25 protein-coding genes, 1 other RNA gene and 1 pseudogene are annotated in these 24,598 nt (G+C 72.7%); 19 read left to right on the top strand and 8 right to left on the bottom strand.

Annotated features, from left to right (window positions below; translation table 11 throughout):
- The first annotated feature begins 55 nt into the window (after positions 1–55).
- Together ABZ671_RS11415 and ABZ671_RS11410 are read left to right on the top strand one after the other, a co-directional pair.
- Entirely contained in the window at positions 56–3,139 is a 3,084-nt protein-coding gene (locus ABZ671_RS11415; protein WP_357855048.1) for a DEAD/DEAH box helicase, read from the top strand.
- Positions 3,136–4,071 (top strand): SWIM zinc finger family protein, encoded by a 936-nt coding sequence (locus ABZ671_RS11410; protein ID WP_357855045.1) that lies wholly within the window; start codon positions 3,136–3,138, stop codon positions 4,069–4,071. Before ABZ671_RS11415 ends, ABZ671_RS11410 begins: the two co-directional genes overlap by 4 nt.
- Here ABZ671_RS11410 and ABZ671_RS11405 read toward each other — a convergent pair.
- Complete coding sequence (locus ABZ671_RS11405) at positions 4,066–4,323, bottom strand: DUF3040 domain-containing protein (RefSeq protein WP_357855042.1); 258 nt, start codon at positions 4,321–4,323, stop codon at positions 4,066–4,068. The genes ABZ671_RS11410 and ABZ671_RS11405 overlap by 6 nt on opposite strands.
- A gap of 300 nt (positions 4,324–4,623) precedes the next feature.
- Between ABZ671_RS11405 and ABZ671_RS11400 the strand changes: the two genes are divergently transcribed.
- From ABZ671_RS11400 to ABZ671_RS11390, 3 genes are read left to right on the top strand one after another with little or no spacing between them, the layout of a single operon-like run.
- The gene (locus ABZ671_RS11400) at positions 4,624–6,036 is read left to right on the top strand and encodes a ferric reductase-like transmembrane domain-containing protein (protein ID WP_357855039.1); all 1,413 of its coding nucleotides are present in this window, start codon (positions 4,624–4,626) and stop codon (positions 6,034–6,036) included.
- Between the two features lie 15 nt (positions 6,037–6,051).
- The gene (locus ABZ671_RS11395) at positions 6,052–6,654 is read left to right on the top strand and encodes an FMN-binding protein (RefSeq protein WP_357855036.1); all 603 of its coding nucleotides are present in this window, start codon (positions 6,052–6,054) and stop codon (positions 6,652–6,654) included.
- A gap of 53 nt (positions 6,655–6,707) precedes the next feature.
- Positions 6,708–7,430, top strand: coding sequence for an FAD:protein FMN transferase (locus tag ABZ671_RS11390; RefSeq protein WP_357855312.1), 723 nt, complete (start codon positions 6,708–6,710; stop codon positions 7,428–7,430).
- 97 nt (positions 7,431–7,527) lie between these two features.
- On the opposite strand, the gene ABZ671_RS11385 is transcribed toward ABZ671_RS11390, so the two are convergent.
- Positions 7,528–7,689, bottom strand: coding sequence for a hypothetical protein (locus tag ABZ671_RS11385; RefSeq protein ID WP_357855033.1), 162 nt, complete (start codon positions 7,687–7,689; stop codon positions 7,528–7,530).
- Between the two features lie 81 nt (positions 7,690–7,770).
- Complete coding sequence (locus ABZ671_RS11380; RefSeq protein ID WP_357855309.1) at positions 7,771–8,442, bottom strand: bifunctional DNA primase/polymerase; 672 nt, start codon at positions 8,440–8,442, stop codon at positions 7,771–7,773.
- 239 nt (positions 8,443–8,681) lie between these two features.
- On the opposite strand from ABZ671_RS11380, the gene ABZ671_RS11375 reads away from it, so the two are divergent.
- The 5 genes from ABZ671_RS11375 (at position 8,682) to ABZ671_RS11355 (ending at position 13,356) form a co-directional block, all read left to right on the top strand.
- Complete coding sequence (locus ABZ671_RS11375; protein WP_357855030.1) at positions 8,682–9,908, top strand: helix-turn-helix domain-containing protein; 1,227 nt, start codon at positions 8,682–8,684, stop codon at positions 9,906–9,908.
- A gap of 42 nt (positions 9,909–9,950) precedes the next feature.
- Positions 9,951–10,532, top strand: coding sequence for a flavoprotein (locus ABZ671_RS11370; protein ID WP_357855027.1), 582 nt, complete (start codon positions 9,951–9,953; stop codon positions 10,530–10,532).
- Positions 10,533–10,670: 138 nt separating this feature from the next.
- The gene (locus tag ABZ671_RS11365; RefSeq protein WP_357855306.1) at positions 10,671–11,501 is read left to right on the top strand and encodes a Nif3-like dinuclear metal center hexameric protein; all 831 of its coding nucleotides are present in this window, start codon (positions 10,671–10,673) and stop codon (positions 11,499–11,501) included.
- Positions 11,498–12,235, top strand: a complete 738-nt coding sequence (locus tag ABZ671_RS11360; RefSeq protein ID WP_357855024.1) for a C4-type zinc ribbon domain-containing protein — start codon at positions 11,498–11,500, stop codon at positions 12,233–12,235. The genes ABZ671_RS11365 and ABZ671_RS11360 overlap by 4 nt, the downstream gene beginning before the upstream one ends.
- Before the next feature lie 5 nt (positions 12,236–12,240).
- The gene (locus ABZ671_RS11355) at positions 12,241–13,356 is read left to right on the top strand and encodes a bifunctional RNase H/acid phosphatase (RefSeq protein ID WP_357855021.1); all 1,116 of its coding nucleotides are present in this window, start codon (positions 12,241–12,243) and stop codon (positions 13,354–13,356) included.
- A gap of 35 nt (positions 13,357–13,391) precedes the next feature.
- Here ABZ671_RS11355 and ABZ671_RS11350 read toward each other — a convergent pair whose 3' ends face one another.
- On the bottom strand, positions 13,392–13,871 hold the full coding sequence (locus tag ABZ671_RS11350; RefSeq protein ID WP_357855018.1) for a MarR family transcriptional regulator: 480 nt from the start codon (positions 13,869–13,871) through the stop codon (positions 13,392–13,394).
- Positions 13,872–13,927: 56 nt separating this feature from the next.
- On the opposite strand from ABZ671_RS11350, the gene ABZ671_RS11345 reads away from it, so the two are divergent.
- Positions 13,928–15,160, top strand: coding sequence for an MFS transporter (locus tag ABZ671_RS11345; protein ID WP_357855015.1), 1,233 nt, complete (start codon positions 13,928–13,930; stop codon positions 15,158–15,160).
- Between the two features lie 20 nt (positions 15,161–15,180).
- Here the strand turns inward: ABZ671_RS11345 and ABZ671_RS11340 are convergent, their stop codons facing one another.
- Together ABZ671_RS11340 and ABZ671_RS11335 are read right to left on the bottom strand one after the other, a co-directional pair.
- A complete protein-coding gene (locus ABZ671_RS11340; RefSeq protein WP_357855012.1) occupies positions 15,181–16,404 on the bottom strand; it encodes an acyltransferase in 1,224 nt (407 codons plus the stop codon).
- A gap of 81 nt (positions 16,405–16,485) precedes the next feature.
- Positions 16,486–17,247, bottom strand: a complete 762-nt coding sequence (locus ABZ671_RS11335) for a sulfite exporter TauE/SafE family protein (protein WP_357855010.1) — start codon at positions 17,245–17,247, stop codon at positions 16,486–16,488.
- Between the two features lie 79 nt (positions 17,248–17,326).
- On the opposite strand from ABZ671_RS11335, the gene rnpB reads away from it, so the two are divergent.
- Positions 17,327–17,735: RNase P RNA component class A (rnpB, locus tag ABZ671_RS11330), an RNA gene on the top strand.
- A 105-nt stretch (positions 17,736–17,840) separates the two neighbouring features.
- Complete coding sequence (gene lepB / locus ABZ671_RS11325; protein WP_357855007.1) at positions 17,841–18,458, top strand: signal peptidase I; 618 nt, start codon at positions 17,841–17,843, stop codon at positions 18,456–18,458.
- Positions 18,459–18,757: 299 nt separating this feature from the next.
- Here the strand turns inward: lepB and ABZ671_RS11320 are convergent, their stop codons facing one another.
- Complete coding sequence (locus ABZ671_RS11320; RefSeq protein WP_357855004.1) at positions 18,758–18,979, bottom strand: winged helix-turn-helix domain-containing protein; 222 nt, start codon at positions 18,977–18,979, stop codon at positions 18,758–18,760.
- Between the two features lie 274 nt (positions 18,980–19,253).
- Between ABZ671_RS11320 and ABZ671_RS11315 the strand changes: the two genes are divergently transcribed.
- The 3 genes and pseudogenes from ABZ671_RS11315 to ABZ671_RS11305 all read left to right on the top strand — a co-directional run bounded on the left by ABZ671_RS11315 (position 19,254) and on the right by ABZ671_RS11305 (position 20,636).
- On the top strand, positions 19,254–19,559 hold the full coding sequence (locus ABZ671_RS11315) for a hypothetical protein (protein WP_357855002.1): 306 nt from the start codon (positions 19,254–19,256) through the stop codon (positions 19,557–19,559).
- A pseudogene (locus tag ABZ671_RS11310) lies at positions 19,556–19,817 on the top strand (hypothetical protein). The gene ABZ671_RS11315 and the pseudogene ABZ671_RS11310 overlap by 4 nt, the downstream one beginning before the upstream one ends.
- 96 nt (positions 19,818–19,913) lie before the next feature.
- Complete coding sequence (locus ABZ671_RS11305) at positions 19,914–20,636, top strand: hypothetical protein (RefSeq protein WP_357854999.1); 723 nt, start codon at positions 19,914–19,916, stop codon at positions 20,634–20,636.
- A gap of 23 nt (positions 20,637–20,659) precedes the next feature.
- On the opposite strand, the gene ABZ671_RS11300 is transcribed toward ABZ671_RS11305, so the two are convergent.
- Positions 20,660–21,634 carry a crosslink repair DNA glycosylase YcaQ family protein gene (locus ABZ671_RS11300; protein ID WP_357854997.1) on the bottom strand — a complete coding sequence of 325 codons (975 nt, stop codon included), beginning with the start codon at positions 21,632–21,634 and terminating at the stop codon, positions 20,660–20,662.
- A gap of 232 nt (positions 21,635–21,866) precedes the next feature.
- On the opposite strand from ABZ671_RS11300, the gene ABZ671_RS11295 reads away from it, so the two are divergent.
- The 3 genes from ABZ671_RS11295 to ABZ671_RS11285 all read left to right on the top strand — a co-directional run bounded on the left by ABZ671_RS11295 (position 21,867) and on the right by ABZ671_RS11285 (position 24,534).
- On the top strand, positions 21,867–22,070 hold the full coding sequence (locus tag ABZ671_RS11295) for a hypothetical protein (RefSeq protein WP_357854994.1): 204 nt from the start codon (positions 21,867–21,869) through the stop codon (positions 22,068–22,070).
- Between the two features lie 75 nt (positions 22,071–22,145).
- Positions 22,146–22,958 carry a histone gene (locus tag ABZ671_RS11290; RefSeq protein ID WP_357854991.1) on the top strand — a complete coding sequence of 271 codons (813 nt, stop codon included), beginning with the start codon at positions 22,146–22,148 and terminating at the stop codon, positions 22,956–22,958.
- A gap of 82 nt (positions 22,959–23,040) precedes the next feature.
- A complete protein-coding gene (locus ABZ671_RS11285) occupies positions 23,041–24,534 on the top strand; it encodes an RNB domain-containing ribonuclease (RefSeq protein ID WP_357854988.1) in 1,494 nt (497 codons plus the stop codon).
- Positions 24,535–24,598: the final 64 nt, after the last annotated feature.

Raw genomic sequence — 24,598 nt, 5'->3', positions numbered from 1 at the left:
GACAGTAGCCGCCCGGGGCCGCCTATCCTGGCCCGGGCGTCGTCGAGGGGGAGTCGTGCTGGTCATCCACGGGCTGTGGCTGCCCGGCTCCGGGCTCGCCGTCTGGGCCGAGGACACCACCCGGCCGCCCCGCGCCCCCCGCCGCCCCGGCCGTGCCCCACGCGAGCGTCCGCATCCGTTCGCCGCCGACCACGCCACCCTCGCGGCCACCCTCGGCGACCCGGCCGCCGAACCGGCGTCCGTGCTGCTCAGCCTGCCCACCCGGGCCGGCTCACCGCTCGACTCGCCGGAGCTGGTCCGGACCGCCGTCGAGGAACCGGTCCGCGGTCCGGTCACCCTCGCCGGCTGGCGCGTCCCCGCCCTCGCGTACGCCCCGGACGCCGCGTTCGCCCTGCTTCGGGCACTGGAGTCGACCGGTGCCGTGGCCGGGGCGAGCCTGCGCCACCTGGCCGAGCTGGCCGACTTCACGGCCGACCTGGTCGCCCGCGGCCGGGTCCTGCCCGGCGTGACCGACCCGACCCACGAGTCGGACGTGGCGACCGCGCGGGCGGTCTGGCGGCCCCTGCTCACCGGCACGGACGCGGGTTGGGCGCGCTCGCTGGCCCTCGCCCTGCCCCCGGCCGCCCGCGCCGCCGTCGACTGGCAGATCACCCGGGCCGCCCGCGCCGCCGTGACCCGAGCCACGGCGGCCGCCGCCGAGCCGGGGGAACTGGTCGCCGAAGCGTTGGACGCGCTGACCGACGCGGCCGCGCGGGCCGTCCTGGCCGACACCTCGCTGCACCGTGGCATGCGGCCCGGCGGGCCGGTGCCCCGCTGGCTGGCCGCGCTCACCGGGCCGGAGCGCGCCTTCACCACCGAGCCAGCCGCCCTGGACACCCTCCGCGCTGAGTTGGACGCCTGGCAGCGGGACGCCGCCGGCGGCGCGGTACGGGCCGCCTTCCGGCTGGTCGAGCCGGACGCCGACCCGGTGGCCGAGCTGGTCGAGGGGGGTTCCTGGCGGGTCGAGTTCGGTCTGCAACCGACCGACGAGCCGGGCCTGGTGGTCGACGCGGCGGATGTCTGGCAGGGGTCGGCACCCGCGCTGGCCGGGCGTGGCGTCGACCCGCAGGAGACGCTGCTGGCCGAGCTGGGCCGGGCCAGCCGGCTCTGGCCGGAGCTGGAGGACGCGTTGCGGACCGCCACGCCCGAAGGGACGGACCTGGACGCGGACGCGGCCCACCGGTTCCTCCGCGAGGGCGCGCCGGTCCTGCACGCGGCCGGGTTCGGGGTGCTCCTGCCGTCCTGGTGGCGACGGCCCTCGTCCCGGCTCGGCGCCCGGCTGCGGGCGCGCAGCCGCACCGCCCCGGGCGCGGTCGCCGCGACCAGCGCGCTCGGGCTGGACGCCCTGGTGGACTACCGCTGGGAGGTGGCCCTCGGCGACCAGCCGTTGACCGCCGAGGAGCTGGCCTCGCTGGCCGAGCTGAAGTCCCCGCTGGTCCGGTTGCGGGGGCGCTGGGTCGAGCTGGACCCGCAGCGGCTCGCCGCCGGGCTGCGGCTGCTCCGCTCGGCCGGGGAGCTGACCGTGGCCGACCTGCTCCGGATGGGTCTGGCCGACGCCGACCGCCCCGACGAGCTGCCGGTGCTGGAGGTGACCGCCGACGGCGCGCTGGGCGAGCTGCTGGCCGGGGCGGCGGAGCGGCGGCTCACCCCGGCCGACCCGCCGCCCGGCTTCGCCGGGACGCTGCGGCCGTACCAGCGGCGTGGGCTGGCCTGGCTGGCGTTCCTCCAGTCGCTCGGGCTGGGCGGGATCCTCGCCGATGACATGGGGCTGGGCAAGACCGTGCAGCTGCTCTCCCTGCTCGCCGGGGACCCGCCGGAGGCCGGGCCCACCCTGCTGGTCTGTCCGATGTCGCTGGTCGGCAACTGGCAGCGGGAGGCGGCGAAGTTCGCGCCGGAGCTGCGCGTACACGTGCATCATGGTGCCGAGCGGGCCCGGGGCGCGGAGTTCGCCGCGGCCGTGCACGCGGCGGACCTGGTCGTCACCACCTACTCGGTGGCCGCTCGGGACGCGGTCGACCTGGCCGGGATCGACTGGCACCGGGTGGTGGTCGACGAGGCGCAGGCCATCAAGAACGCCGCCACCCGGCAGGCCGAGGCGGTCCGCTCGCTGCCCGCGCGGCACCGGGTCGCGGTCACCGGTACGCCGGTGGAGAACCGCCTCGCCGACCTCTGGTCGATCATGCAGTTCGCCAACCCCGGCCTGCTCGGTCCGGCCGCCACGTTCCGGAAGAGGTTCGCCGAGCCGATCGAGCGGCACGGGGACGCCGAGGTGGCCGAGCGGCTGCGCCGGATCACCGGCCCGTTCGTGTTGCGCCGGCTCAAGACGGACGCGTCGATCATCTCCGATCTGCCGGAGAAGCTGGAGATGGAGGTGCTCTGCAACCTCACCGCCGAGCAGGCCGCGCTCTATCGGGCGGTGGTCGACGACATGATGGCGAAGATCGAATCCAGCGACGGGATGGAACGCCGCGGGCTGGTGCTGGCCACCATGACCCGGCTCAAGCAGGTCTGCAACCATCCGGCGCAGCTGCTGCACGACGGCTCCGCCCTGCCCGGCCGTTCCGGCAAGCTGGAACGGCTCGAGGAGATCGTCGACGAGGTCCTCGCGGCGGGGGAGAAGGCCCTGCTGTTCACCCAGTACGCGGAGTTCGGCGGGATGCTGCGCGGGCACCTGTCCGCCCGTACCGGCCGGGAGGTGCTCTACCTGCACGGCGGGGTCGGCAAGGCCGATCGGGACGCCATGGTGACCCGCTTCCAGGCCCCGGACGGGCCTCCGCTGTTCGTGCTGTCGCTCAAGGCCGGCGGCACCGGGCTGACCCTGACCGCGGCGAACCATGTGGTGCATGTGGACCGTTGGTGGAATCCGGCGGTCGAGGACCAGGCCACCGACCGGGCGTTCCGCATCGGCCAGCGCCGCCGCGTGCAGGTACGCAAGTTCGTCTGCGCCGGCACGGTGGAGGAGAAGGTGGCCGCGATGATCGCGGAGAAGCGCAGCCTGGCGCAGCGGGTGGTGGGCAGCGGCGAGCAGTGGGTCACCGAACTCTCCACCGAGACGCTGCGGGGGTTGTTCGCGCTGGAGCCCGGGGCGGTGGTGGAGTGACCACCTCGGACGATCGTTCGCGGTTCGCCGAGTTCGGGCCGCCGCGCCGGGTCGAGGGCGGCCTGCGGGCGCGCAGCACCCGGGGCGCGATCGGGCGCTCCTGGTGGTCGCGGCGGTTCCTGGAGGTGCTGGAGTCCTTCGCGCTCGGCACCCGGCTCACCCGGGGCAAGGCGTACGCGCGCCGGGGTCAGGTGCTCCGGCTCGACGTCGCCCCCGGGCTGGTCACCGCCAGCGTGCAGGGCTCCCGGCCCAAGCCGTACCCCGTGCGGATCGGGTTGGCGGCCTACCCGGACGAGGTGTGGCAGCGGATCGAGGCGGACCTGGCCGGGCAGGCGTTCTTCAGCGCCCGGCTGCTCGCCGGTGACCTGCCGGCCGAACTGGAGGAGGTGTTCGCCGCGGCGGGCGCGCCGCTCTTCCCGGCCGACGTGGTCGAGCTGACGCAGCGCTGCGGCTGCCCCGACTTCGCGGTCCCGTGCAAACACCTGGCGGCCAGCTTCTACCTGCTCGCCGAGGCGTTCGACGCCGACCCGTTCCAGCTCCTGCACTGGCGCGGTCGAAGCCGGGCCGAGCTGCTCGCACGGTTGCGTACGTTGCGCGGCGCCACCCCGACCGAGGCGCCGACCGACCGGACGGCGACGACGGGTGGGCCGGACGACCGGTCCGCAGCCGGTGCGCTCCCGGTCGCCGGCGCGGCCCGGGTGCTCGGCGGGCTGCCGCCGGCGCCGCTGGCCGACGCGGTGGACCGGTTCTGGCTGCCACCGGTGCCGTTGCCCGACCGGCCACCCACCCTGGCGACCGGGCCGGAGCTGCTGCTGCGTCAGCTCGCCCCGCCCGGGGCGGCGATCGGCGGCCCCGGCCTCGTCGAGCGGCTACGCCGGGCGTACCGGGAGTTCGGCCGTGGGCCGACGACGGACGCGGACCCGTCGTCATAGCCAGCGCCGCCGGAAGCGCCACATGAACCCGGCATTGGCCAGCAGCACCAAGGCGCAGATCGCGCCGGCCAGCCGTCCGGCCAGTACGGTCATCGCCGGCAGCGAGGCCCACAGCACGATCGTCAACAGCATCAGGTACCGGCCTCGCCGGGCCCGGGCCCGGTCCTCGAGGCGGGCGAAGAACTGCGGGTCGCTCTCCCGCAGTTGGCGGGTGATCTGTTCGAACCTGCGCTGATCCTCTTTGCTGAGCATGGCGGTGCTCCCCTCACGGCTTCAGCGGTTCGGCGGCTTACCCGAAACGGCGGCGGGTCACGCGCTGCCGCTACCGCTTCTTTCGATCGAATCGGGCAACGCCGCGAGGCAATGCGCTTTCGGGTCGCGCACCTCAGGCAGGGCTTATCTGCGCCTTAAATTTGCTTGAGTCCAGAACGTCGGAGACAGCGCGGAGGGGTCGAAACCTTCAACTGGTTTGTCGGCGCGCGTAGACTCGCGAATCCCTTTCCAATTGAATGGCGCTGATCGACAGGAATTTACCCCGATGAAGCTGTGCCCGTGACATTCCAGGACACCTACTCCGTTGGCCGCCGGGCCGGGACGCCACCCCCGTACGGCGGCCGTCCGGCTGCCCCGTACCCGGGGCTGCCGCGCCGGGGGCCCGGCGGCCGGCGGGCCCTGGCCGCGCTGTTCTGGCTCGGCGTGGTCGCGGCGGTGCTGCCCTGGTGGCTGGCCACCCCGGCCGGCTCCCTGACCGACACCACCGAGCTGCTCACCGCCGCCGGCCGGATCACCGGCCTGGTCGCCGGCTACCTGCTGCTCGTGCAGGTGCTGATGATGAGCCGGCTCGGCGCGTTGGAACGCTGGGTCGGCGGCGAGCGCCTCTCCCGGGTGCACCGGGATCTCGGCGCCACCCTGCTCGTGGCGGTCCTCGCGCATCTCGCCCTGCTCGTGGTCGGCTACGCCGGCCTGGAGCGCAGGTCGATCGTGGGCGAGGTCGGCTCCCTGCTCAGCGACTACGAGGACATGGTCTCCGCGTTCGTGGCCGCCGGGATCATGGTGGCGGTCGGCGTCACCGCCGTCCGGGCGGTTCGCCGGCGGCTGCCCTACGAGCTCTGGTACCACCTGCACCTGGTCAGCTACCTGGCGCTGCTGCTCGGCTACGGGCACCAGTTCAGCAACGGCGCGCAGCTCTACGAGCCCGGCCCGGTACGCACCGGCTGGGTCGCCGCGTACCTGCTGGTCGTGGCCGCGCTGGTCTGGGGCCGGGTGATCGCCCCGTTGGCCTTCAACCTGCGCCACCGGCTACGGGTCACCGACGTGGTGGCGGAGAGCCCGGACACCATCTCGATCTACCTGACCGGCCACCGGCTCAACCAGATCGACCTGCTCGCCGGGCAGTACTTCCGCTGGCGCTTCCTCAACCCCGGCTGCTGGTGGCAGTCGCACCCGTTCTCGGTCTCCGCGGCGGGCAACAACCACTGGCTGCGGCTCACCGTCAAGGTGGTCGGCGCGCACACCGCCGAGCTGCGGGACCTGGTCCCGGGCACTCGGGTCTGGGCGGTGGGCCCCTCCGGCACGTTCACCGCCGCGCACCGGACCCGGGAGCGGGCGCTGTTGATCGCCGGGGGCAGTGGCATCGCTCCGCTGCGGGCGATGCTGGAGGAGCTGCCGCCCGGTGCCGCTCTCATCTACCGCGCCCGGACCCGGGCCGACGTGCTCCTGCACCGGGAACTGGACTGGCTGGCCCGGGCCCGGCTCACCTCCGTGTGGTACGTGATCGGCTCCCGCGACGACCCCGGGCCGCGCCAGGTGATGAACCCGGAGGGGCTGCGCCGGCTGGTGCCCGACCTGACCCGCCGCGACGTCTACCTTTGCGGGCCGGGCGGCCTGGTTGACGAAGCCGTCCGGGTGCTGCGCCGGGCCGGGGTCCCCCGACGGCAGATCCATCTCGCCACCTTCGAGCTGTAGAAAGGTCTTCCGCCCATGCGTCGCGCGCTGCTCGCGATCACCGGCCTGGCCGCCGGCACCACCGTGCTGGTGGTGCTCAAGGGCTCGCCGGGCGCCAGCCAGGTCGTCCCGGACCGGCCCGTCGCCGAGGCACCCGTCGCCACCGGCGCTCCGTCGACGCCCGGCCCCACCCCGGCCGCGCCGGATGCCTCCGCCCATCCACGCGGAACCGCCCCGACCGGGAGCGCCTCGGCGAAACCGGGCGCGAAGGCCACCGCCGGGACCCCGGGCGCAACGCCCGGCAGCACCGCCAAGCCGACCACGGCCGCGCCGAAGCCCAGCACCGGCGCGCCGAAGCCCGCCACCCGTACGGTCACCGGGCCGGTGGTCAGCTACAAGTACGGCTCGCTCCAGGTGCGGATCACCCTCAACGGCACCCGGATCGTCGACGCCACCGCCCTCGGCATGCCGCAGGGCGGGCAGTCCGGCCGGCGCAGCGACGACGTGCAGGCGCGCTACAGCGGCACCTCCGGCGAGGTGGTCGCCCGGCAGGGCGCCAACCTGAACACCGTCTCCGGGGCCACCTACACCAGCGACGCGTACCGGCAGTCGCTGCAGGCCGCGCTCGACCGGGCCTGACCGGGATGGCCACCGAGGGCGCCCGGCCCGGCCTGCGCCGGGTCGAACACATCATGGGTACGGCGATCAGTCTCGACCTGGCCGACGACCTGCCCGCCGCGACGCTGCACGAACTGGCCGAGCAGACCTTCGGCTGGCTCCGCGAGGTCGACGGCCGGTTCAGCACGTACCGGGACGACAGCGAGCTGTGCCGGTTCGACCGGGGCGAGCTGCGGCTCGCCGAGGCCTCGGCCGACCTGCGGGCGGTGCTGGACCGCTGCGCCGACCTGTGGCGGGAGACGGACGGCTTCTTCGACGTGTACGCCACCGGACGGCTGGACCCGTCCGGCTATGTCAAGGGCTGGTCGGCGCAGGTCGCCTCGGACCGGCTGGTCGAGGCCGGGGCCGCCAATCACTGCCTGAACGCCGGCGGTGACGTCCGGGTACGCGGCCGGTCGGCCACCGGCGAAAAGTGGCGGATCGGCGTGCGGCACCCGTGGGACGCCATGGCCACCTGCCTGGTGCTGGCCGGCACCGACCTGGCGATCGCCACCTCCGGGGTGTACGAGCGCGGCCACCACGTGGTCGACCCGCGTCGGGGTGCCCCGGCCCAGGGTCTGCGCTCGGTCACCGTGGTCGGCACGGACCTCGGCGTGGCCGACGCGTACGCCACCGCCGCCGTCGCGATGGGCCGCGCCGGCATCACCTGGCTGGACCAACTCCCCGACCATCGGCACGCCGTGGTCACCGATGACGCCCGCCTCCTCCACTCCCGCACCCTCCCCCTGGCCGACTGACCCCCGCCCCGGCTCTGTCCCGGTGATCATGAGGTTGGCAGCGGCCGCAGCGGCGTGTCGCGCCGCCAACCTCATGATCGGCGCGCGATCGGGGCGGTCAGCGGAGGGGGCGGTAGGTGGTGTTGGGGCGGGAACCGGTGGGGCGGGGACGGCCGGGGCGGGTGCCCCAGGGCCGGGTGCCGGCCCACCGGCGTGGGCGGCGGTGGTGCCGGAATGGTTCGGTGCCGCCGGTGTGCCGGGCCGCATCGTCCGTGGACATGATCAACCCCCGCTCTGGCGCGGACGCGCCGTCGCCCGGTTCAACGAGCCCGGGGCCGGGGAGGACGCTGTCAGACGTCGGTCAGCAGCCGCGGCGGGGCAGGGGAAGCTGACCGGGAAGCAGCTCCGAGGTGAGCGTGACCCCAACCGCCCGCAACGCCTCGATCAGCGCGTTCTGCACGAGGTACGAGTCGGGCAGCTGCCAGCGGGCCTGCTCGGGGGCGACCGCCCAGTGCACCGTTCCCTCGGGCAGCCGGGTCGGCGGTGCCGGGATCCACGAGCCGGGACCGTGCCGGACCACGTGGAAGCAGCTCTCCAACTCCGGCCGGAGAGGGTCGCCGGGGCGGACCAGGAACATCCAGCGGCCGGTCGGGGTGACCAGGACCGGCCCGCGCACCCCGAAACCGGCCGGGTGGGCGGCCACCGCGTCCAGCACGTGCCGGCCGAGGTGGGCGGCGACCTCCAGCACGTCGAAGGAGCGCCCGGTGGGCAGCAGCACCCCGTGTGGTCGGTTGCGCCACCAGGTGGCCACCCGCGCCGGATCGGCGCTCGCCGCGCGTTCCCAGTCCTCCAGGGCCGGATGGCAGCCGACCGTCGGACAGCCGGCCCGGCCGCAGACGAAGCGGCGATTGGCCAGGCAGGCCCCCGGCGTCACCGCCCAGCCGTGGGCGGCGTAGCGGACGGCGACCCGGCGCAGCCGGACGCGTTCCAGTGGCGACAGGCGAGCCACGCGCGGTGCGACATTCCCCCACATCAGCGCCATCCCCTCTCACCCGGCCGGACGCTGTCCACGTCGCATGTCGAACGCCGTCACTGCCGTAACCCGTGCTCGTTGACCTGACGAACGGTTGATGCAACTTGCACGAAACCTATGAGGCCTGGCCGTACGGCTGACGTACAGACTGTGCGACCAGGGGGATCGTGCGACCGAAGGGTCGTTGCGATGCTCCACCTGGAGGTCAGCCGGATGTGGCGTTGGGGAGGGATGGCGAGATGGACGAACTGCCCATAGGCCGCCGGGTGGCGTACTGGCGCAGCCGGCGCAAGATGTCCCAGCAGGTCTTCGCCGACCGGCTCGGCAAGTCCAAGAGCTGGGTCGACAAGGTCGAGCGCGGGGTACGGCGGCTGGACAAGTTCTCCGTCCTCTACGAGATCGCCGACATTCTCCAGGTCGACGTGCAACTGCTGCTCGGCAAGGACCCGGAGCGGCGTACCGACGCCCTCAACTGCATCGACCAGGTCGAGGTCGAGGAGATCCGAGCCGCGCTGGAGCGGTACGACTCGATGAGTGCGTACTTCGACGCGCGGCCCTACCCGCCGCCGCTGGGCGACATGCGCAAGGCGGTCAACCACGCCTGGCTCACCTACCAGTACGGCCGCTACGGCGTGCTCACCCGCGCGCTGCCGAAGCTGCTGCGCGACGCCCAGGCCGCCGACGCCGGTCACGGCGGCGAAGAGGCCCTGGAAGCGGCCCACCTGCTGGGGCAGGTCTATCAGATCGCCTCGTCAGTGTTGCGCAAGCTGGGCGAGGGCGACCTGGCCTGGCTGGCCGCCGACCGCTCGATGGCGGTCGCCCAGCGGGCCGACGACCAGTTGCTGGCCGGCATCGCCACCACCCGGGTCTGCAACGCGCTGGTCGCGATGGGCCGGGCCCGCCCCGCGCTCGAACTCAACGTGAACATCGCCAACCGGCTCGCCCCTGGCGGTGGCAACGAGGCCACCCCCGACCGGCTCTCCGTCTACGGCATGCTGCTGCTCCAGGGGGCGATGGCCGCCGCCCGGATCGGCGACTCCGCCACCGTGAACGACCTGATCACCGGCGCCCAGGAGGCGGCCGCTCTGGTCGGTGGGGACCACAACCACTACTGGACCTCGTTCGGCCCGACCAATCTGTTGCTGCACCGCGCCGCGGCGGCGGTGGAGTTGGGCGACGGCGGCCGGGCGGTGGAGATCCACCACGAGATCACCGAAGCCGCGTTCAACGCTCTGCTGCCCGAACGGCGCGCGCACCACCTGCTGGACATCGCCCGCGGCTACGCGCAGATCGGCGACGTCGCGAACGCGGGAGACATGCTGCTGCGCGGCGACCGGCTCGCTCCGTCCGAGATCCGCTGCCGGCCGATCGCCCACGAGGTGATGTCGGACGTGCTCCGTCGCACACGGGGTGCGCCGCCTCCGCCGATCGCGGAGTTGGCTGAGCACATGGGAGTCGGAGTATGAGCGAACGCAACGGAGTGCCGGCATGAGCGGAGTGCCGGTCGGATGAGTGGTCCGCACCTCAGTAACGGGCACGGTCGAGTGCTCTACGTCGTCGCCTGCGGTTCGCCGCTGGCCCGTCGCGTCGGTCGGCTGGTCGACCTCGCCAAGCAGGACGGCTGGGACGTCTGCGTGGTCACCACGCCGGACGGCGCGAAGTTCGTCGACCGGGCGGCGCTGGCCCGGCAGACCGGTCACCCGGTACGCACCCACTACAAGAACCCGGGCGACCTGGACGTGCTGCCGTCAGCGGATGCGATGCTGGTCTGCCCGGCGACGGTCAACACGGTCAACAAGTGGGCGGCCGGCATCGCCGACACGCTCGCGCTGGGGCTGCTGGTCGAGGCGCAGGGGCTCGGCGTGCCGATCGCGGCCGTCCCGTACACCAACTCGGCCATGGCCGCGCACCCGGCGTTCCGGGCCAGCCTGGCCCGGTTGCGTGAGTGGGGGGTACGCGTCGTGTTCGGCGACCAGGTCGTACCGCTGCATCCGCCCGGCACCGGCGAGCGGCACCTGGACGCCTTCCCCTGGGCGGTCGGCCTCGCCGCGTTGCGCGGCACGCCGCGCCCGGCCGCCCCGGTCGGCTGAGGTGCAAGCAGGGGCCCCTTGTTAACGCATTCTGTAGTACAGGGGGCCCCTCTTAACAGCCATGGCCGTGAGCGCCGCCCGACGCCGGTAAGCTGGCCCGCCGTGAGCACAACCGGATCCCCGAGCACGGTCGCCGACGTGGTGGCCGCGTTGGACGGCCGTTACCCGCCCGCTTGGGCCGAGGAGTGGGACCGGGTTGGCCTGGTGCTCGGCGAGCCCACCAACCCGGTACGCCGGATCGCCTGCGTGGTCGACGTGGTGCCCGAGACGGTCGACGAGGCGCTCACCGCCGGGGCCGACATGATCGTCGCGCACCACCCGCTGCTGCTGCGCGGGGTGTCTTCGGTCGCCGCCACCACGTACAAGGGGCGAATCGTCCACCGGCTGATCAAGTCGGACGTCGCGTTGTACGTGGCCCACACCAACGCCGACGTGGCCGACCCGGGCGTCTCCGACGCCCTCGCGGCCCGCTTCGGGCTGACCGGGCTACGCCCGCTGCACCGGCCACGGCCCGGGTCGCCGGCCGACGGACCCGGGCGGGGCATCGGCCGGGTCGGCGAGCTGCCCACGCCGATGACCCTCGCCGAGTTGACCCGGCACGCCGCCGCGGTGCTGCCGGCCACCACGTGGGGAGTGCGCGCCGCCGGGGATCCCGGGCGTATGGTTCATACTCTCGCGGTCAGCGGCGGCTCGGGGGACAGCTTCCTCGCCGAGGCGACCGCCGCCGGGGCGGACGCGTTCCTCACCGCCGACCTGCGTCACCACCCCGCTGGTGAGCATCTCGCCGCCGGTGGCCCGGCTCTGCTGGACGCCGCCCACTGGGCGACCGAACGACCCTGGCTGGACGACCTGGCCGCCCACCTGCGGGACAGGCTGGGCGTCGAGACCATCGTGTCCGACCTGGACACCGACCCGTGGACCGTGCACGCCGCCGCACCCCGATCCCCCGACAAGGAGCCCCGACCGTGAAGGCTGACCCGAAGGTGCAGCGCCGTCTGCTCGACCTGCAGGCGATCGACACCGCCCTCGCCCAGCTCGCCCACCGCCGCCGGTCGCTGCCCGAGCGAGTCGAGCTGGAGGCGCTCGCGCGGGAGCTCTCCGCGCTGGAGGACGAGCGGGTCCGCGCCCAGGTGGCCGTCGACGACCTGGACCGGGACATCGCCCGGCTGGAGAAGGACGTCGACCAGGTTCGCGCCCGCAAGAGCAAGGACGAGGCGCGGCTGGCCGCCGGCACCGGCCCGGCCCGGGAGTTGGAGGCGCTCCAGCACGAGCTGGCCTCGCTCAACCGCCGGCAGAGCGATCTGGAGGACGCCGAGCTGGAGCTGATGGAGCAGCGGGAGACCGCCCAGGGTGTGCTCGACGGCGTCGAGCGCCGCCTCGGCGAGGCCCGGGACCGGCGGGCCGCCGTCGAGCAGCGCCGCGACGAGAGCCTGGCCGAGATCGCCAAGGAGGAGGAGTTCAAGCGGGGTGCCCGCCAGCCGCTCGCCAACGACCTCCCGGCCGACCTGGTCACCCTCTACGACCGGATCCGCGAGGACTCCGGGCTCGGCGCGGCGCTGCTCACCGGCGTCCGCTGCGGCGGCTGCCGGCTGGAGCTGTCCGGGGCCGACCTGGCCCGGATCCGCAAGGCCGCGCCGGACGACGTGGTGCGCTGCGAGGAGTGCCGACGGATCCTGGTCCGCAGCAGCGAGTCGGGGCTGTAAGCGTCGTGGCGGTGCGCGCGGTCGTGGTCGAGGCCGACGGCGGGTCGCGGGGCAACCCTGGGCCGGCCGGCTACGGCGCGGTGGTTCGCGATCCGGACACCGGCGAGGTGTTGGCCGAACGATCCGAGGCGATCGGCACGGCCACCAACAACGTCGCCGAATATCGGGGCCTGATCGCTGGGCTGGAGGCCGCCGCCGAGCTGGGCGCGGCCGAGGTCGAGGCGCGGATGGACTCCAAGCTGGTGGTCGAGCAGATGTGCGGCCGCTGGCAGATCAAGCATCCGGGGCTGCGGCCGCTCGCCGCGCAGGCCGCCGGCCTGGTCGGGCGGTTCGCCAGCGTACGGTTCAGTTGGATTCCGCGGGAGCGCAACCGGCACGCGGACGCCCTGGCCAACGCGGCGATGGACGCCGCGGCGGGCCGAGCGCCGGCCCGCGCCGCCACCGGCCGGGCCACCGGCACCGACCCGGCCACCACGCCGGCCTCCTGGGAGCCGCGCCCCACCGAGACCGCTACCCGGCTGATCCTGGTCCGGCACGGCGAAACCGAACGGACCGTGCAGAAGCGCTACTCGGGCCGCGGCGACGTGCCGCTGACCGACCGGGGCCGGGCCCAGGCCCGGGCGACGGCCGCCCGGGTCGCCGCCCTCGCGCCGGTCGTCGCCGCCGTGGTCAGCTCACCCCTGTCCCGGTGTACGGCGACCGCCGAGGCGATCGCCACCGCCGTGGGCAACCCGCCGGTCCGCCCCGACGACGATCTGATCGAGTGCGACTTTGGGGTCTGGGAGGGCCGGACCTTCGCCGAGGTGCGGGAGGGCTGGCCGGGGGAGTTGGACGCCTGGCTCGCCTCGACCCGGGTCGCCCCACCGGAGGGCGAGTCGTTCACCGCCGTCGCCGAGCGCACCGGCCGGGCGGTGGAGCGGCTGCGTGGCGCGTACCCGGGGGAGACCGTCGTGGTGGTCTCCCACGTCTCGCCGATCAAGCTGGTGCTGCGCGACGCCCTCGCCGCCGGTGACGCCTTCCTGCACCGGCTCTACCTGGACACCGCGGGCGTCTCGGTGATCGACCTCTACCCGGACGGCGGCGTCGCGGTCCGCTCGGTCAACGACACCGCCCACCTGTGAAAGGAGGGTCCCCCTGTTAACGCCTCGCGTTGGTGTCAGCGGTGGCGGTTGCGTGCGTCGAGGGCCTCGTTGAGCCGGTGCAGCAGATCGGCGAGGGTGTCCCGATCGTCGGGGGACCATGCGGCGAGGATGTCGCCGTAGAGCCGGGTGCGGGCCGCCTGGACGGCGGCCATCCGCTGCAGCCCCGCCTGGGTGGGGGAGACCACCGTGCCGCGCCCGTCGGCCGGGTCCGGCGTACGGGTGATCAGGCCGTCCCGCTGCATGGCGGTGACCTGCCGGGTGACGGTGGAGCCGTCCAGGTTCAGTCGCGCGGCCAGCCCGGAGACGTTCTGCGGGCCGGCGGTGTCCAGGTAGCGCAGGATCACGTATGCCGCCCGGTCCAGCACCCGGTGCTCGGCGGTGCCGCTGGCCCGGCGGGTCGCCTCGCCCAGCCGCATCAGCAGCGCGATCTCGGTCTCGATCCGGCCGAGCGTGGCCACGTCCGGAGCTGTTCCCTCTGTGCGGTCGTCCGTCATGGTTGTATGATACAGCAGAATTAACTGTAAGATACAGCTATCTGGGAGGCGGAGTGGTGGATCGGCGATCCGAACCCAACCGCAGTGCCATCTACGCCACCACGCTGGTGGCGTTCCTCGCCATCGCCGGCATCGCCGTCGTGGACCCGATCCTGCCCGCCATCGGCGAGGCGATCGGGGTGACCGCCTGGCAGGTCGAGCTGCTGTTCACCGCGTACATCGCGGTGATGGCGGTCGGCATGATCCCGGCGACCCTCGCCAGCGGGAGGTTCGGCTTCAAACCGGTGCTGATCGCCGGTGTCGCGGTAGTCGGCCTGGCCGCGATCCTCGCGTCGTTCAGCGACAACATCGTGCAGCTCTCCGTGCTCCGTGGCGTATGGGGTCTGGGCAACGCGATGTTCTTCGCCACCGCGATGGTGGTGCTGGTCAACCTCGCCAACGACCGGGAGTGGGTGGTCGGCCTCTTCGAGACCGCGCTCGGCCTCGGCTTCGCCGTCGGCCCGCTGATCGGCGGCCTGCTCGGCGAGTTGAGCTGGCGGCTGCCGTTCTTCGTCTGCGGCGTCTTCATGGTGCTCGCCCTGGCTGTGGCGTCGCGCAAGCTCCGCGAGCCCGCCACCAAGCTGCCGCCGGTGAAAGTCGGCTCGATCTTCTCGACCTACCGCAGGCCGGCGTTCATCACCCTCTGCGTGGTCACCGCCGCGTACAACTTCGTCTTCTTCGTGGTGCTCGGCTACACCCCGCTCTACCTGCACCTCGACGTGATCCCGCTGGGTCTGGCCTTCACCGGCTGGGGCCTCGGCCTGGCCGCCGGCATCCTGCTGATCGGCCACCGGCTGGCCCACCGGATCGGCGCCGTCCAGACCGTCGGTGTCGCCATCGCCGGCCTCCTGGTCTGCATGGTGCTCTTCGCCACCTCGACCGGCACCGCCATGTCGCTGGTGGTGCTGGTGCTCGCCGGCCTGTTCATGGGTCTGGCCAACGCCAACCTCACCGACCTGGCGCTCGGCCTCGGCTCCGCCGACCGGCGGGTCGCCACCGGTGCGTTCAACCTGGTCCGCTGGGGTGCCGCCGCGCCGGCCCCGATCATCTCCGGCAAGCTCGCCGAACACGGGCTGGCGGTGCCGTTCTGGGTCGGCTTCGGGGTGCTCGCCGTCGGTGTGCTGATCTACCTCGCCTTCGCGCACCTGATGGCCGCCGGCTACGGCGAGCGGGTGCTCTGGTCGAGGTGGAACCGGGCCGCCCGCAGCGCGGAGCACGCCCCGGAGGAGCCGGTCGGCGAGGCTTACTGACGCCCCGCGTACCCCTTGGGTCAGCCCGCCGCCGCGACCGTCGTCGCGGGCGCGGGCCGCCCGGCCAGCTCGCCGCCTCGCGCGCGCCAGAACGGCTGTTCCAGCAGGCGGTAACTGAGCAGGGTGCCGGTGGCGGCGAGCGCGATCCCGACGACCCCGACCAGCGGTACGGGCAGCCCCCACCAGTTGGCGCTGAGCAGCGCGAGCGGTACGGCGTGCCAGAGGTAGAGGCTGTAACTGACCCGCCCGGTGGCGACCAGTGGCCGCCACGAGAGCAGGCCCACGGGGTGCCACTCGCGACGCCCGCCCGCCCGCGGCCCCCGCACCCGGTAACCGGCCATGATGAGGGTGACCGCGCAGGCGGTCGTCAGCGGGGCCGCGACCAACCGGTACGCCAGGTGGTACGGGTCGGTCCCGGCGACGGTCCACAGCGCCACGAAGGCCAGCGCGGCGGCCACGGTCGGACCGTTGGCGGGCCAGCCGCCCCTGGGACGGGTGGCCCCACCGTCCACCGCCGGGGCACCGGCCGGCCGTCGGCCGTCGGCGATCGGGTCCGCCGACGACCGTGGCCGGGACAGGTGGAAGGCGACGGCCGCGCCGACCAGCAACTCGCCAAAGCGGGCCGTCGGGCCGTAGTAGAACCACCAGGCCGGCTGGACGAGCGCGCCCAGGTAGAGGGCGCCGGCGGCCAGCAGCACTCGTCGGGCCGCCACCGCGGGGGCGAGGGCGCGCAGCCGCAGCACGGCCAGCGGCCAGAGCAGATAGAAATACCACTCCACCGCGAGTGACCAGGTCATCGAGAACGGGCCGATCTGGGCGCCCGTCACCGACATCCACAACGACGACGCCTGCGCGGCGGCCACCAGGCCCTGCTCGGTCGTCCGGCCGGGGAACAGGGCGCTGCCCGGCCAGAGCCAGGCGAGCAGGATCGTGCCGACCAGCACGCCGAGCAACGGCGGGTAGAGCCGCCGCACGCGGGCGCGGACGAACCGGCGGTACGGCGTCTGCCGCCGGACCAACAGCGTGGTGATGATGAAGCCACTGAGGACGAAGAAGAGGTCCACCCCGACGTAGCCGCCCTCGAAGGCGGGCAGCCGGGGCCCGAGCCAGTGCACGGCGCAGACCGCGAGAATGGCGATGCCGCGGATGCCGTCCAGGTGCCGCACCCGGTCTGCAGATTTCAGATCGCTGGGCGGCGCGCTCTGCGGCCTGCCATGCGGCCTGCTGTCGACTGCTTCGATCACGGCGCAGAGCGTGGCACGATTTCGGGGCGGATGCCGATATTCGGCCAAATTGGAACTGTCGGACTTGCGTCAATCATTCCCTCACTGGACGGCTCGGTACAGCAGGTAGAGCCCGACGGCCGTACCGAACGCCACGATCAGCGTCTTCAGCACCACGGACGGCAGTTGTCGCACCAGCCGGGCACCCAGGTAGCCGCCGGCCAGCGTGGCCGGGGCGACCACCACGGCGGCCGCCCAGTCGACCGGCCCGAAGAGCGCGAACACCACGAGCGTGGTCAGCCCCTCCACCGCCGAGAGCAGGTTCTTGATGGCGGTCACCCGGGCCAGGGTGGTGTCCAGCACCAGCGCCAGGCCGGCCACCAGCATCACCCCGAGCGCCGCGCCGAAGTAACCCCCGTACACCGCACCGACCGCGACCACGACCTGCACGCTGAGGGTACGGCGGCGCGGGCTCAAATGGGCCGGGTGGCCGACCAGCCGGCGCAGCGGATCCTGAAAGGCCAGTACGGCGGTCGCGCCCAGCACCAGGAACGGCACCACCAGCTCGAACGCCCGCGCCGGGGTGACCAGCAGCAGCAGGCAGCCGACGCCAGTGCCGAGCACGGTGGTGGGCAGCAGGCTCCACAACTGCCGCCCGCGCGGCAGATCCATCCGGCTGCCGGCCACGCTGGAGACGTACCCGGGGAAGACCGACACCGAGTTGGTGACGTTGGCGGGGACCGGCGGCAGGCCGATCGCGATCAGGGCCGGGAAGGTGATGAGGGAACCGCCCCCGGCCACCGCGTTCACCGTGCCGGCGGCGAGACCGGCGGCGACCAGGAGCGCGGCGTCGGAAAGGGTCATGGGCCCCGAGGCTAACCCTGGCCACACCCGGCCGGAAATGGGCTCGGCGCGGGGATCGTTAGAATGAGTGCGCGACGGACGAGTCGACCGGGCGGTCGCGTCGACGGGCTCCGGCCCGTCGCCGAGGAACGTCCGGACTCCACAGGGCAGGGTGGTTGCTAACGGCAACCCGGGGTGACCCGCGGGACAGTGCCACAGAAAACAGACCGCCGACCCGATACGGGACGGTAAGGGTGAAACGGTGGGGTAAGAGCCCACCAGCATCCCGGGTGACCGGGATGGCTCGGTAAACCCCACCCGGAGCAAGGCCAAGAAAGGGTCGTCGCCGCGAGGTGACGGTCCGCGCAGACGCTTGAGGGCTGCCCGCCCGATGTCTGCGGGTAGGCCGCTGGAGCCTGCCGGCGACGGCAGGCCGAGATGGATGGCCGCCGCCGACGTGCCTTCGGGCGCGTCGGTCACAGAATCCGGCGTACAGGTCGACTCGTCCGTCGCCCACCAGGTCAGAGCCGCGATCAAGGCTCTGGCCTGTTTCTATTGGAACGTGCTCGATCTCCTATCAACGAACATTCAGTATCGTTGGGTAGCTTGTGCGCGTGGCTGACGAGCAGACCAAGAGGAGCAAGGGTTCGTCCTGGCGCGAGCTGTCGATCCTGCTGGCCGTGGCCATCGTCGTGGCGATCCTGGTACGGCAGTTCGCGATGCAGAGCTTCTTCATCCCCTCTGGGTCGATGGAGCACACCTTGGACCGCGACGACCGGGTCCTGGTCAACAAGCTCGTCTACGACTTCCGGGCACCCGAACGGGGCGAGATCATCGTCTTCAAGAATCCCGAGAGCTGGCCGAGCTTGCCGGACGGAGATGACCTCATCAAGCGGGTGATTGGGGTGCCCGGCGACCGTGTGGTCTGCTGCGACCCGCAGGGCCGGATCCAGGTCAACAGCCACCCGCTGGACGAGCCGTATGTGTACCCGGGCAACAAGATGGCCCCGGAGAAGTTCGACATCACGGTTCCGGAGGGCCGGCTGTGGGTCATGGGCGACCACCGGGAAGCCTCCGGCGACTCGCTGGCCAACTACAACAGCCACGGCCAGAACATCGAGGAAGCCACGATCCCGCTGGACTCGGTGATCGGGCGGGCCTTCGTGCTGTTCTGGCCGTTTAACCACACTACCTGGCTGACCGTGCCGGAGACCTTCAACGAGGTGCGGTAACACACGCCAGTGCCCGTCGGGGCAACCCACCTGCTCCGGTAGGGGATGCTCTTGCCGTTCTCTCTGCCATCCCACCATTGGTGGCGGATCGCCTCGTCGGGCAGCCGTGGCCCCGTCGGGGAGGCTGGTAGCCCTTGTAGTGCTCCGTCGGTGAGCACCGCGACCCGTCGGACGGTGTGGAGCGCGACCACGCCGGTGATGGCGTGTTGGTCGGCGAACGGGTGTGCGGCGCGCTTCGCGTAGGTGCAGGCGACCAGCAGGGAGAACCAATTCCTCGGCGCGTCGGGCCGGGGCTGGGCTCAGTCTGCCGGTACGGCCTTGACATAGACGCCTTCGCCCTGGCGGCCTTCGACCAGGCCCTCGGTCTTGAGGACGAGCATCGCTCCACGGATCGAGCCGTAGGACACGTCGTACTCGGCCTTCAACTCGGCGGTGGACGGCAGCTTGTCTCCTACGGCGAGCTTGCCGCTCCGGATCTGTTCGCGGATGGCCTCGGCCACCCGCTCGTACTTGGCGGGCATGTGAACTCCTCGGGTCGCAACACCGAGTAGATCACTTCCAGAAAGCTGCATCAACTATGTCGAGCAGGCTAGACCAGGTCTACTATGTTGATTAAGCTGCGTGTCGTGTTCGTCCTCGGGTCGCACCAGGAGGGGCACAAGTCCGGTGCCTGCTCACTTGTTCCCCCGTGCCGAGTTGCAGCAGGCACCGGACCGGTCAACCGCTGGCCACGCCGAGCCAGGCCACTCCGGCGGCCGGGTACGCATCGCTGTCGACAGCGAAGGACGGAAGCACATGGAACCCAGCACAGATGCGTCCGCCGAACCGGGCGGTGGCGGCTTCTTTGTCCGCTGCCCGTCGAGGCCGGACTGGAACTGCCTCGCCTGTGGTGAGCCCTGGCCGTGCCTGACGCGCAGGCGCCAGCTCAAGGAACTGTGCCAGTGCAACGTCCGGGCACTTGTGAACTACATGAGTTCGTATCTGCGTGACGCCCACCAGGAGATCGAGGGCATGAGCACTGTTGAGATCACCGAGCGCTTCGTCGGGTGGTGCAACAGACCGCTGGGGATGTGGTTGGTGCAGAAGCGCACGTTGCCGTGAACCAGGTTCCTTCCCCTGGTGGGGACGTCATCCTGGTGACTCGCAAGGCGTCAGTTCAGTTTTGTGGAGCCGATGACCTTCAGGGTCATCAAGGTTCTGACCGAGTGCGTCACCTACGACGGCTGGGTCTGGCTGCGGGGATACCAGTTGAACGACAAGGGCCACGCGGTCGCCAACCGCGATATCTTCGTTCAGCCCGTGGGTCTGGTGACCGTGCAGAAGCGCGAGGCTCAGCAGCCGGCCACGATCAGCGCTTAGCGGAGAAGGAACTCGCTCCCGTAGGCCTCGCCGTATTGGGTAGCGGTGGGGTAGCTGGGTCGCCAGGTTCTTGACCTGGCACCGTACGGTCGCTGCATGATCGCCGCGATCCTCGCCGCAACGGCTCGCCATCGGCGCACCGTCCTGACCGTCGGCGTCGTGGCGGCCACCATGGACGCTGCCGTGGCATCGCTGATGCCGTCGGGCGGCCCCCGGTTCGTGTCCGTGCTCGCCGTGGCCGGGGCGCTGCTGATCCTGGGGCTGGCGAGCTGGCTCCAACCACGTCCGGCGAGGTTCGTGGCGCAGCCGGACGTGCCCGCCTTCAACAGCCCGGTCCGAGCGGGACCGGTCTGTCTGGCCATCTTCGTGCTGCTCCTCGCCGCCGAGTCGGCGGCCGACCAGCTTCGCTCGCTCAGGCTCGGAGGCTCGCTCGGCTTCCTGCCATCTGCTGTGCTTACGCTGGTCCTCGCGGTCCTGGTCGTCGTCGCGGCATGGCGTGGGCTCGGCGTCCAACTACGGCCCGAGGGCGTCCGCGTCCGGGAAGTCTGGGGCACCCTGACGGTGCCGTGGGAAGCACTGCCGGTGGGGCAGGTTCATCGCCCCGCCGATCAGCCGAGGACCTTGCACCTCGCGTGTGCCCGACCAGAGCTGGTGCGACGCCGGGGCCGGGTGGCGAAGGAAACGCTGCCCACGGACAACATCGACGCGCAGTTCCTCGCCGACGCCATCCGGTACTACGTCCTGCACCCCGAACACCGAACCGCGATCGGCACCGAAGCCGAGTACCGCCGTCTGCGGGACGCCCTGGTCGATCGGTAGCTCCGCAGCCGGACCTCGGCCGATCAGGACCGCGCGTCGACGTCGGGCAGGCCCAGCCAGGATGCCAGCACCCTCAGTTCCTCGTGCACGGCCGTCGTGACCTCGGGAGTGAACGGGACGTCCTCGTGGATCGCGTCCACCCGGAGGATCCCGGCCTTCCGGTCGGCCGTCGCGTCCACCTTGCCGACGAGCCGGTCGTGGTGCAGCACCGGCAGCGCGAAGTAGCCCCAGCGCCGCTGCGCCTTCGGCACGTACATCTCCAGGCGGTACTCGAAGTCGAACAGCTCCAGGGCGCGCTTGCGGTCGTGCACGAGCCGGTCGAACGGGGACAGCAGCGCGGTGCGCCCGGCGAACGGGACGCCGTCCAGCGCGGCCGGGTCGACCCGCCAGGCGCCGGACGTACCCTCGATCTCGGCCGGCTCGCCGGCCTCGCCGACCACCGTGGCGCGGGCGACGCCGAGCGAGCGAAGCCACCGCTCGGCGCGGATCCGGCGGGCCTCTTCGGCGGGTACGACCGGCGTGTCGGGCGGGTAGATTCGCTCGGCGAGGTCCCAGGTCCGCTGCCGCCCGACGCGACCGGCGATGGCGATCTCGCCGCATGCGGCGAGGAACTCCAGCATCTGCGTGACGTTGCGGTTGTTGGTCCAGCCGGTCGACGGCCACGGCACGACGCTGCGGTCCGGTATGTCGCGGCTCGGCAGTGGGCCGGAGTCGCGCAGCAGGTCCAGCACGTACCGGCGGAACGCGTCGTTGGCCGCCAGCCAGTCCCGGCGTCGGGCGTCCTCCGGCCAGGCCGCCATCTCGGCGAGGTGCAGCCCCAGGTCGGCCATCGGCCGCACCATCGCCCGGTGCTCGAACAGGGCGCGCTTGGCCTCCAGCGCCCGGGTCAGATCGCTCGGCTGGTATGCGGTGCCGAGCCGGGTCCACGCGACCAGGTCGGCGTTGGGCGCCACGGCGGCGGTCGGGTCGAGCTGGAGGAAAGTCAGCCGCTCCACCATCGTCAGCAGGTCGGTGGGCCGGTGCGCGTCGAGCAGTTGGCGCGGACCGCGATGCGGCGGGCAGTGACGCGGTCGAGTCGGTGCGGGGCCATGCGGGGACCCTAGTGCGGGGGTGTGACGCTCTTTTCTCGTTCGGGCCCGAGTCGGCCCAGGGCGGGTCTAATGTGGAGAACACCGGTGCATTTGCGGCGTTCCGGTGGCGGCCGGGCGCTTCGCGTTGCACAGTGATCGCATGAGCGACAACGGCAGTGGTGGGCACTACTACTGGTGCACGCGACACCACCGGGTCGAGACCGATGCCGACGTGTGCCCCGCGAAGCACGTTCTCGGACCGTACGCCTCAGCCGCCGACGCGGAGAACGCCCTGCAACAGGTGCGGGAGCGCAACGACGTGTGGGACGCCGAGGACGCCCGTTGGGCCGGGGAGGACAGGTAGACGGCGCGGGACGGCCCGCGTCGAGGTACTCGTGCTCCGCGACGGCGGCGGCACGTCCCCAAGGAGGGAACCGAGATGGCCGAAGCACACCAGGCCACCACCCGCCCGGCCACCACTGGTAGGAGCACGAAGCAGACCAGCGCGGCCACGGCCCGCACGGCTACGGTCACGAAGGCGTCCCCGAACGCCTCCGGTGCCGGCGCCGGCCGGGTGCCGGCGAAGAAGGCGGTCGCGAAGAAGGCAGCCACCCGGAAGGTCGTGTCGGCGACGCGGAAGGCGCTCATGAAGGAGGCACCGGCGGCGAAGGCCACCGCGAAGGCGGCAAAGCCCACCGCCAAGAAGGCGCCGGCCAAGAGGGCGACCGCGAAGAAGGCCCCCGCCACGAAGACCACCGGGAAGAAGGCGCCGGCCAAGAAGGCCACCACCCGGAAGACCACAGCGACGGCGAAGCCTCCGGCGAAGAAGACCACGGCGAAGAAGACCACGGCGGCGAAGACCACGGCGGCGAAGAAGGCCCCTGCCCGGACCACGGCCGCCGCCCGGAAGGTCACCTCCACCGGAAAGAAGGCCACTGCCGCGGTGAAGAAGGCCGGCCCGGCGGCGAAGAAGGCTCCCGCGAAGAAGGCGGCGGTGAAGAAGGCTCCCGCGAAGAAGGCCGGCCCGGCGGCGAAGAAGGCTCCCGCGAAGAAGGCCCCCGCGAAGAAGATTACGGCGGCGGCTCGGAAGGCGACCTCCGCGGCGTCGTCGGTGAGCGGCATCGAGGCCAGGACGAGTACCTCGACCGGCACCCACAAGCGGCTCACCGCCGCTCGCAAGCCGGCCGGCACGAGGCTGGTCGCGGGCCGCTCGACGGCCAAGCCGGCGAGCACCCGCAGGACGACCGGCTGACCCCCTGCGAGGTACGCCGTCGACCTCGATACGCCGCCCGGCGGGTGGGCGGATCACGCGCCGCGCTGTCAGGATTGACGCTGTGGTGATCCGACGCGTACTGGCGCCCCGCATCGACTTCGGCGCGCTGCGCCGTGAGCTGGGACTGCCCGAGAGCTTCCCGGCCGCGGCGCAGCGCGAGGCGGAGGAGGCGGCGACCGCGCCGCTGCCGGCCGTCGCCGACCGGACCGACATCCCGTTCGTCACCCTCGACCCGGCGGCGTCGCGCGACCTCGACCAGGCCATGCATCTCAGCCGCCGTCCCGGTGGCGGCTTCCGGGTACGGTACGCGATCGCCGACGTCGCCACCTGTGTACGCCCCGGCGGCGCGCTGGAGGAGGAGACCTGGCGTCGGGGGCAGACCGTCTACCTGCCCGACGGCAATGTGCCGCTGCACCCGCACACGCTCAGCGAGGGGGCGGCGAGCCTGCTGCCGGACGCCGACCGGGCGGCGGTGGTCTGGACCATCGACCTGGACGCCGACGGCGGCACCGTGGCCGTCGCGCTGGAACGCGCCCGGGTGCGCAGCCGGGCCAAGCTCGACTACGTCGGCGTGCAGTTCGCCGCCGACGCCGGTCGCCTGCCCGAGCCGATCGCCCTGCTGCCCGAGATCGGCGCCCTGCTCACCGCGCGTGGGCTGCGTCGGGGCGCGATCAACCTGCCCCTGCCCGAGCAGGACGTCGAGCCGGACGGCGACGGTTGGCGGCTGGTGCTGCGCGGGCCCGGCCCGATGGAGGACCACAACGCCCAGATTTCCCTGCTGACCGGGATGGCCGCCGCCGACATCATGCTCGCCGGCCGGATCGGGCTGCTGCGTACGATGCCCGCGCCGAAGCCGGAGGCGGTCGACCGGCTGCGGTTGGCCGCCGGCCCGCTCGGCGTGCACTGGCCGGCGGGGATGTCGGTGGGCGAGGTGCTCGTCGGGCTGGACGCTTCCCAGCCTCGCGCGGCGGCCTTCATCGACCAAGCGGCCGAGCTGATGCGCGGGGCCGCGTACACCGCCTTCGACGGGCAGTTGCCCGAGCAGCCGGGGCACGGCGGGGTGGCGGCGGCGTACGCCCATGTCACGGCGCCGCTGCGCCGGCTGGCCGACCGGTACGCGACGGAGGTCTGCCTGGCCCTGCACGAGGGCCGGGAGGTGCCCGACTGGGCCCGCGCCGCGTTGCCGAGGCTGCCGGAGGTGATGAGGAGCACTGACCGGACCGCGTCGGCGGCGACCCGGGGCGCGATCGACCTGGCCGAGGCGGTGCTGCTGGAACACCGGGTGGGGGAGACGTTCGAGGCGGCGGTGTTGGAGGTGGACGCCCCACGGCCGACCGCCGAGGTGCCCCGGCAGCCGGGGGCCGGCGCCGAGCCGGATCGGCCCTCGGGCAATGGTCCCGTGAAGCCGGTGCGGCGGCCTGGCGGCATGATCGCCCTGGACGAGCCGCCGGTCCGCGCCCGATGCGACGGTGAGCTGCCGCTCGGCGAGCGCGTCCCGGTCCGCCTGGTCTCGGCCGACCCCACCCACCGCAAGGTCCTCTTCGAACGCGCCTGACCCCGCGCCGCATCTCCTGATTCTCAAGATCTGCGCAACTTCCCGGAAGTTGTCCCCTCCACGC

The organism is Micromonospora sp. NPDC006766 (assembly GCF_040636055.1).
Classification (GTDB): Bacteria; Actinomycetota; Actinomycetes; order Mycobacteriales; family Micromonosporaceae; genus Micromonospora.
Note: the sequence above shows the minus strand (reverse complement) of the source record. Positions and strands in the feature narration are given on the sequence as shown.

Coding starts and splice junctions, on each gene's coding strand:
- ABZ671_RS11405 (WP_357855042.1), bottom strand. CDS start 4,323: ATGCTCAGCAAAGAGGATCAGCGCAGGTTCGAACAGATCACCCGCCAA.
- ABZ671_RS11380 (WP_357855309.1), bottom strand. CDS start 8,442: ATGTGGGGGAATGTCGCACCGCGCGTGGCTCGCCTGTCGCCACTGGAA.
- ABZ671_RS11290 (WP_357854991.1), top strand. CDS start 22,146: ATGGCCGAAGCACACCAGGCCACCACCCGCCCGGCCACCACTGGTAGG.
- ABZ671_RS11350 (WP_357855018.1), bottom strand. CDS start 13,871: ATGACGGACGACCGCACAGAGGGAACAGCTCCGGACGTGGCCACGCTC.
- ABZ671_RS11315 (WP_357855002.1), top strand. CDS start 19,254: ATGGAACCCAGCACAGATGCGTCCGCCGAACCGGGCGGTGGCGGCTTC.
- ABZ671_RS11385 (WP_357855033.1), bottom strand. CDS start 7,689: ATGTCCACGGACGATGCGGCCCGGCACACCGGCGGCACCGAACCATTC.
- ABZ671_RS11370 (WP_357855027.1), top strand. CDS start 9,951: ATGAGTGGTCCGCACCTCAGTAACGGGCACGGTCGAGTGCTCTACGTC.
- ABZ671_RS11300 (WP_357854997.1), bottom strand. CDS start 21,634: ATGGTGGAGCGGCTGACTTTCCTCCAGCTCGACCCGACCGCCGCCGTG.
- ABZ671_RS11390 (WP_357855312.1), top strand. CDS start 6,708: ATGGGTACGGCGATCAGTCTCGACCTGGCCGACGACCTGCCCGCCGCG.
- ABZ671_RS11375 (WP_357855030.1), top strand. CDS start 8,682: ATGGACGAACTGCCCATAGGCCGCCGGGTGGCGTACTGGCGCAGCCGG.
- ABZ671_RS11295 (WP_357854994.1), top strand. CDS start 21,867: ATGAGCGACAACGGCAGTGGTGGGCACTACTACTGGTGCACGCGACAC.
- ABZ671_RS11305 (WP_357854999.1), top strand. CDS start 19,914: ATGATCGCCGCGATCCTCGCCGCAACGGCTCGCCATCGGCGCACCGTC.
- ABZ671_RS11320 (WP_357855004.1), bottom strand. CDS start 18,979: ATGCCCGCCAAGTACGAGCGGGTGGCCGAGGCCATCCGCGAACAGATC.
- ABZ671_RS11335 (WP_357855010.1), bottom strand. CDS start 17,247: ATGACCCTTTCCGACGCCGCGCTCCTGGTCGCCGCCGGTCTCGCCGCC.
- ABZ671_RS11395 (WP_357855036.1), top strand. CDS start 6,052: ATGCGTCGCGCGCTGCTCGCGATCACCGGCCTGGCCGCCGGCACCACC.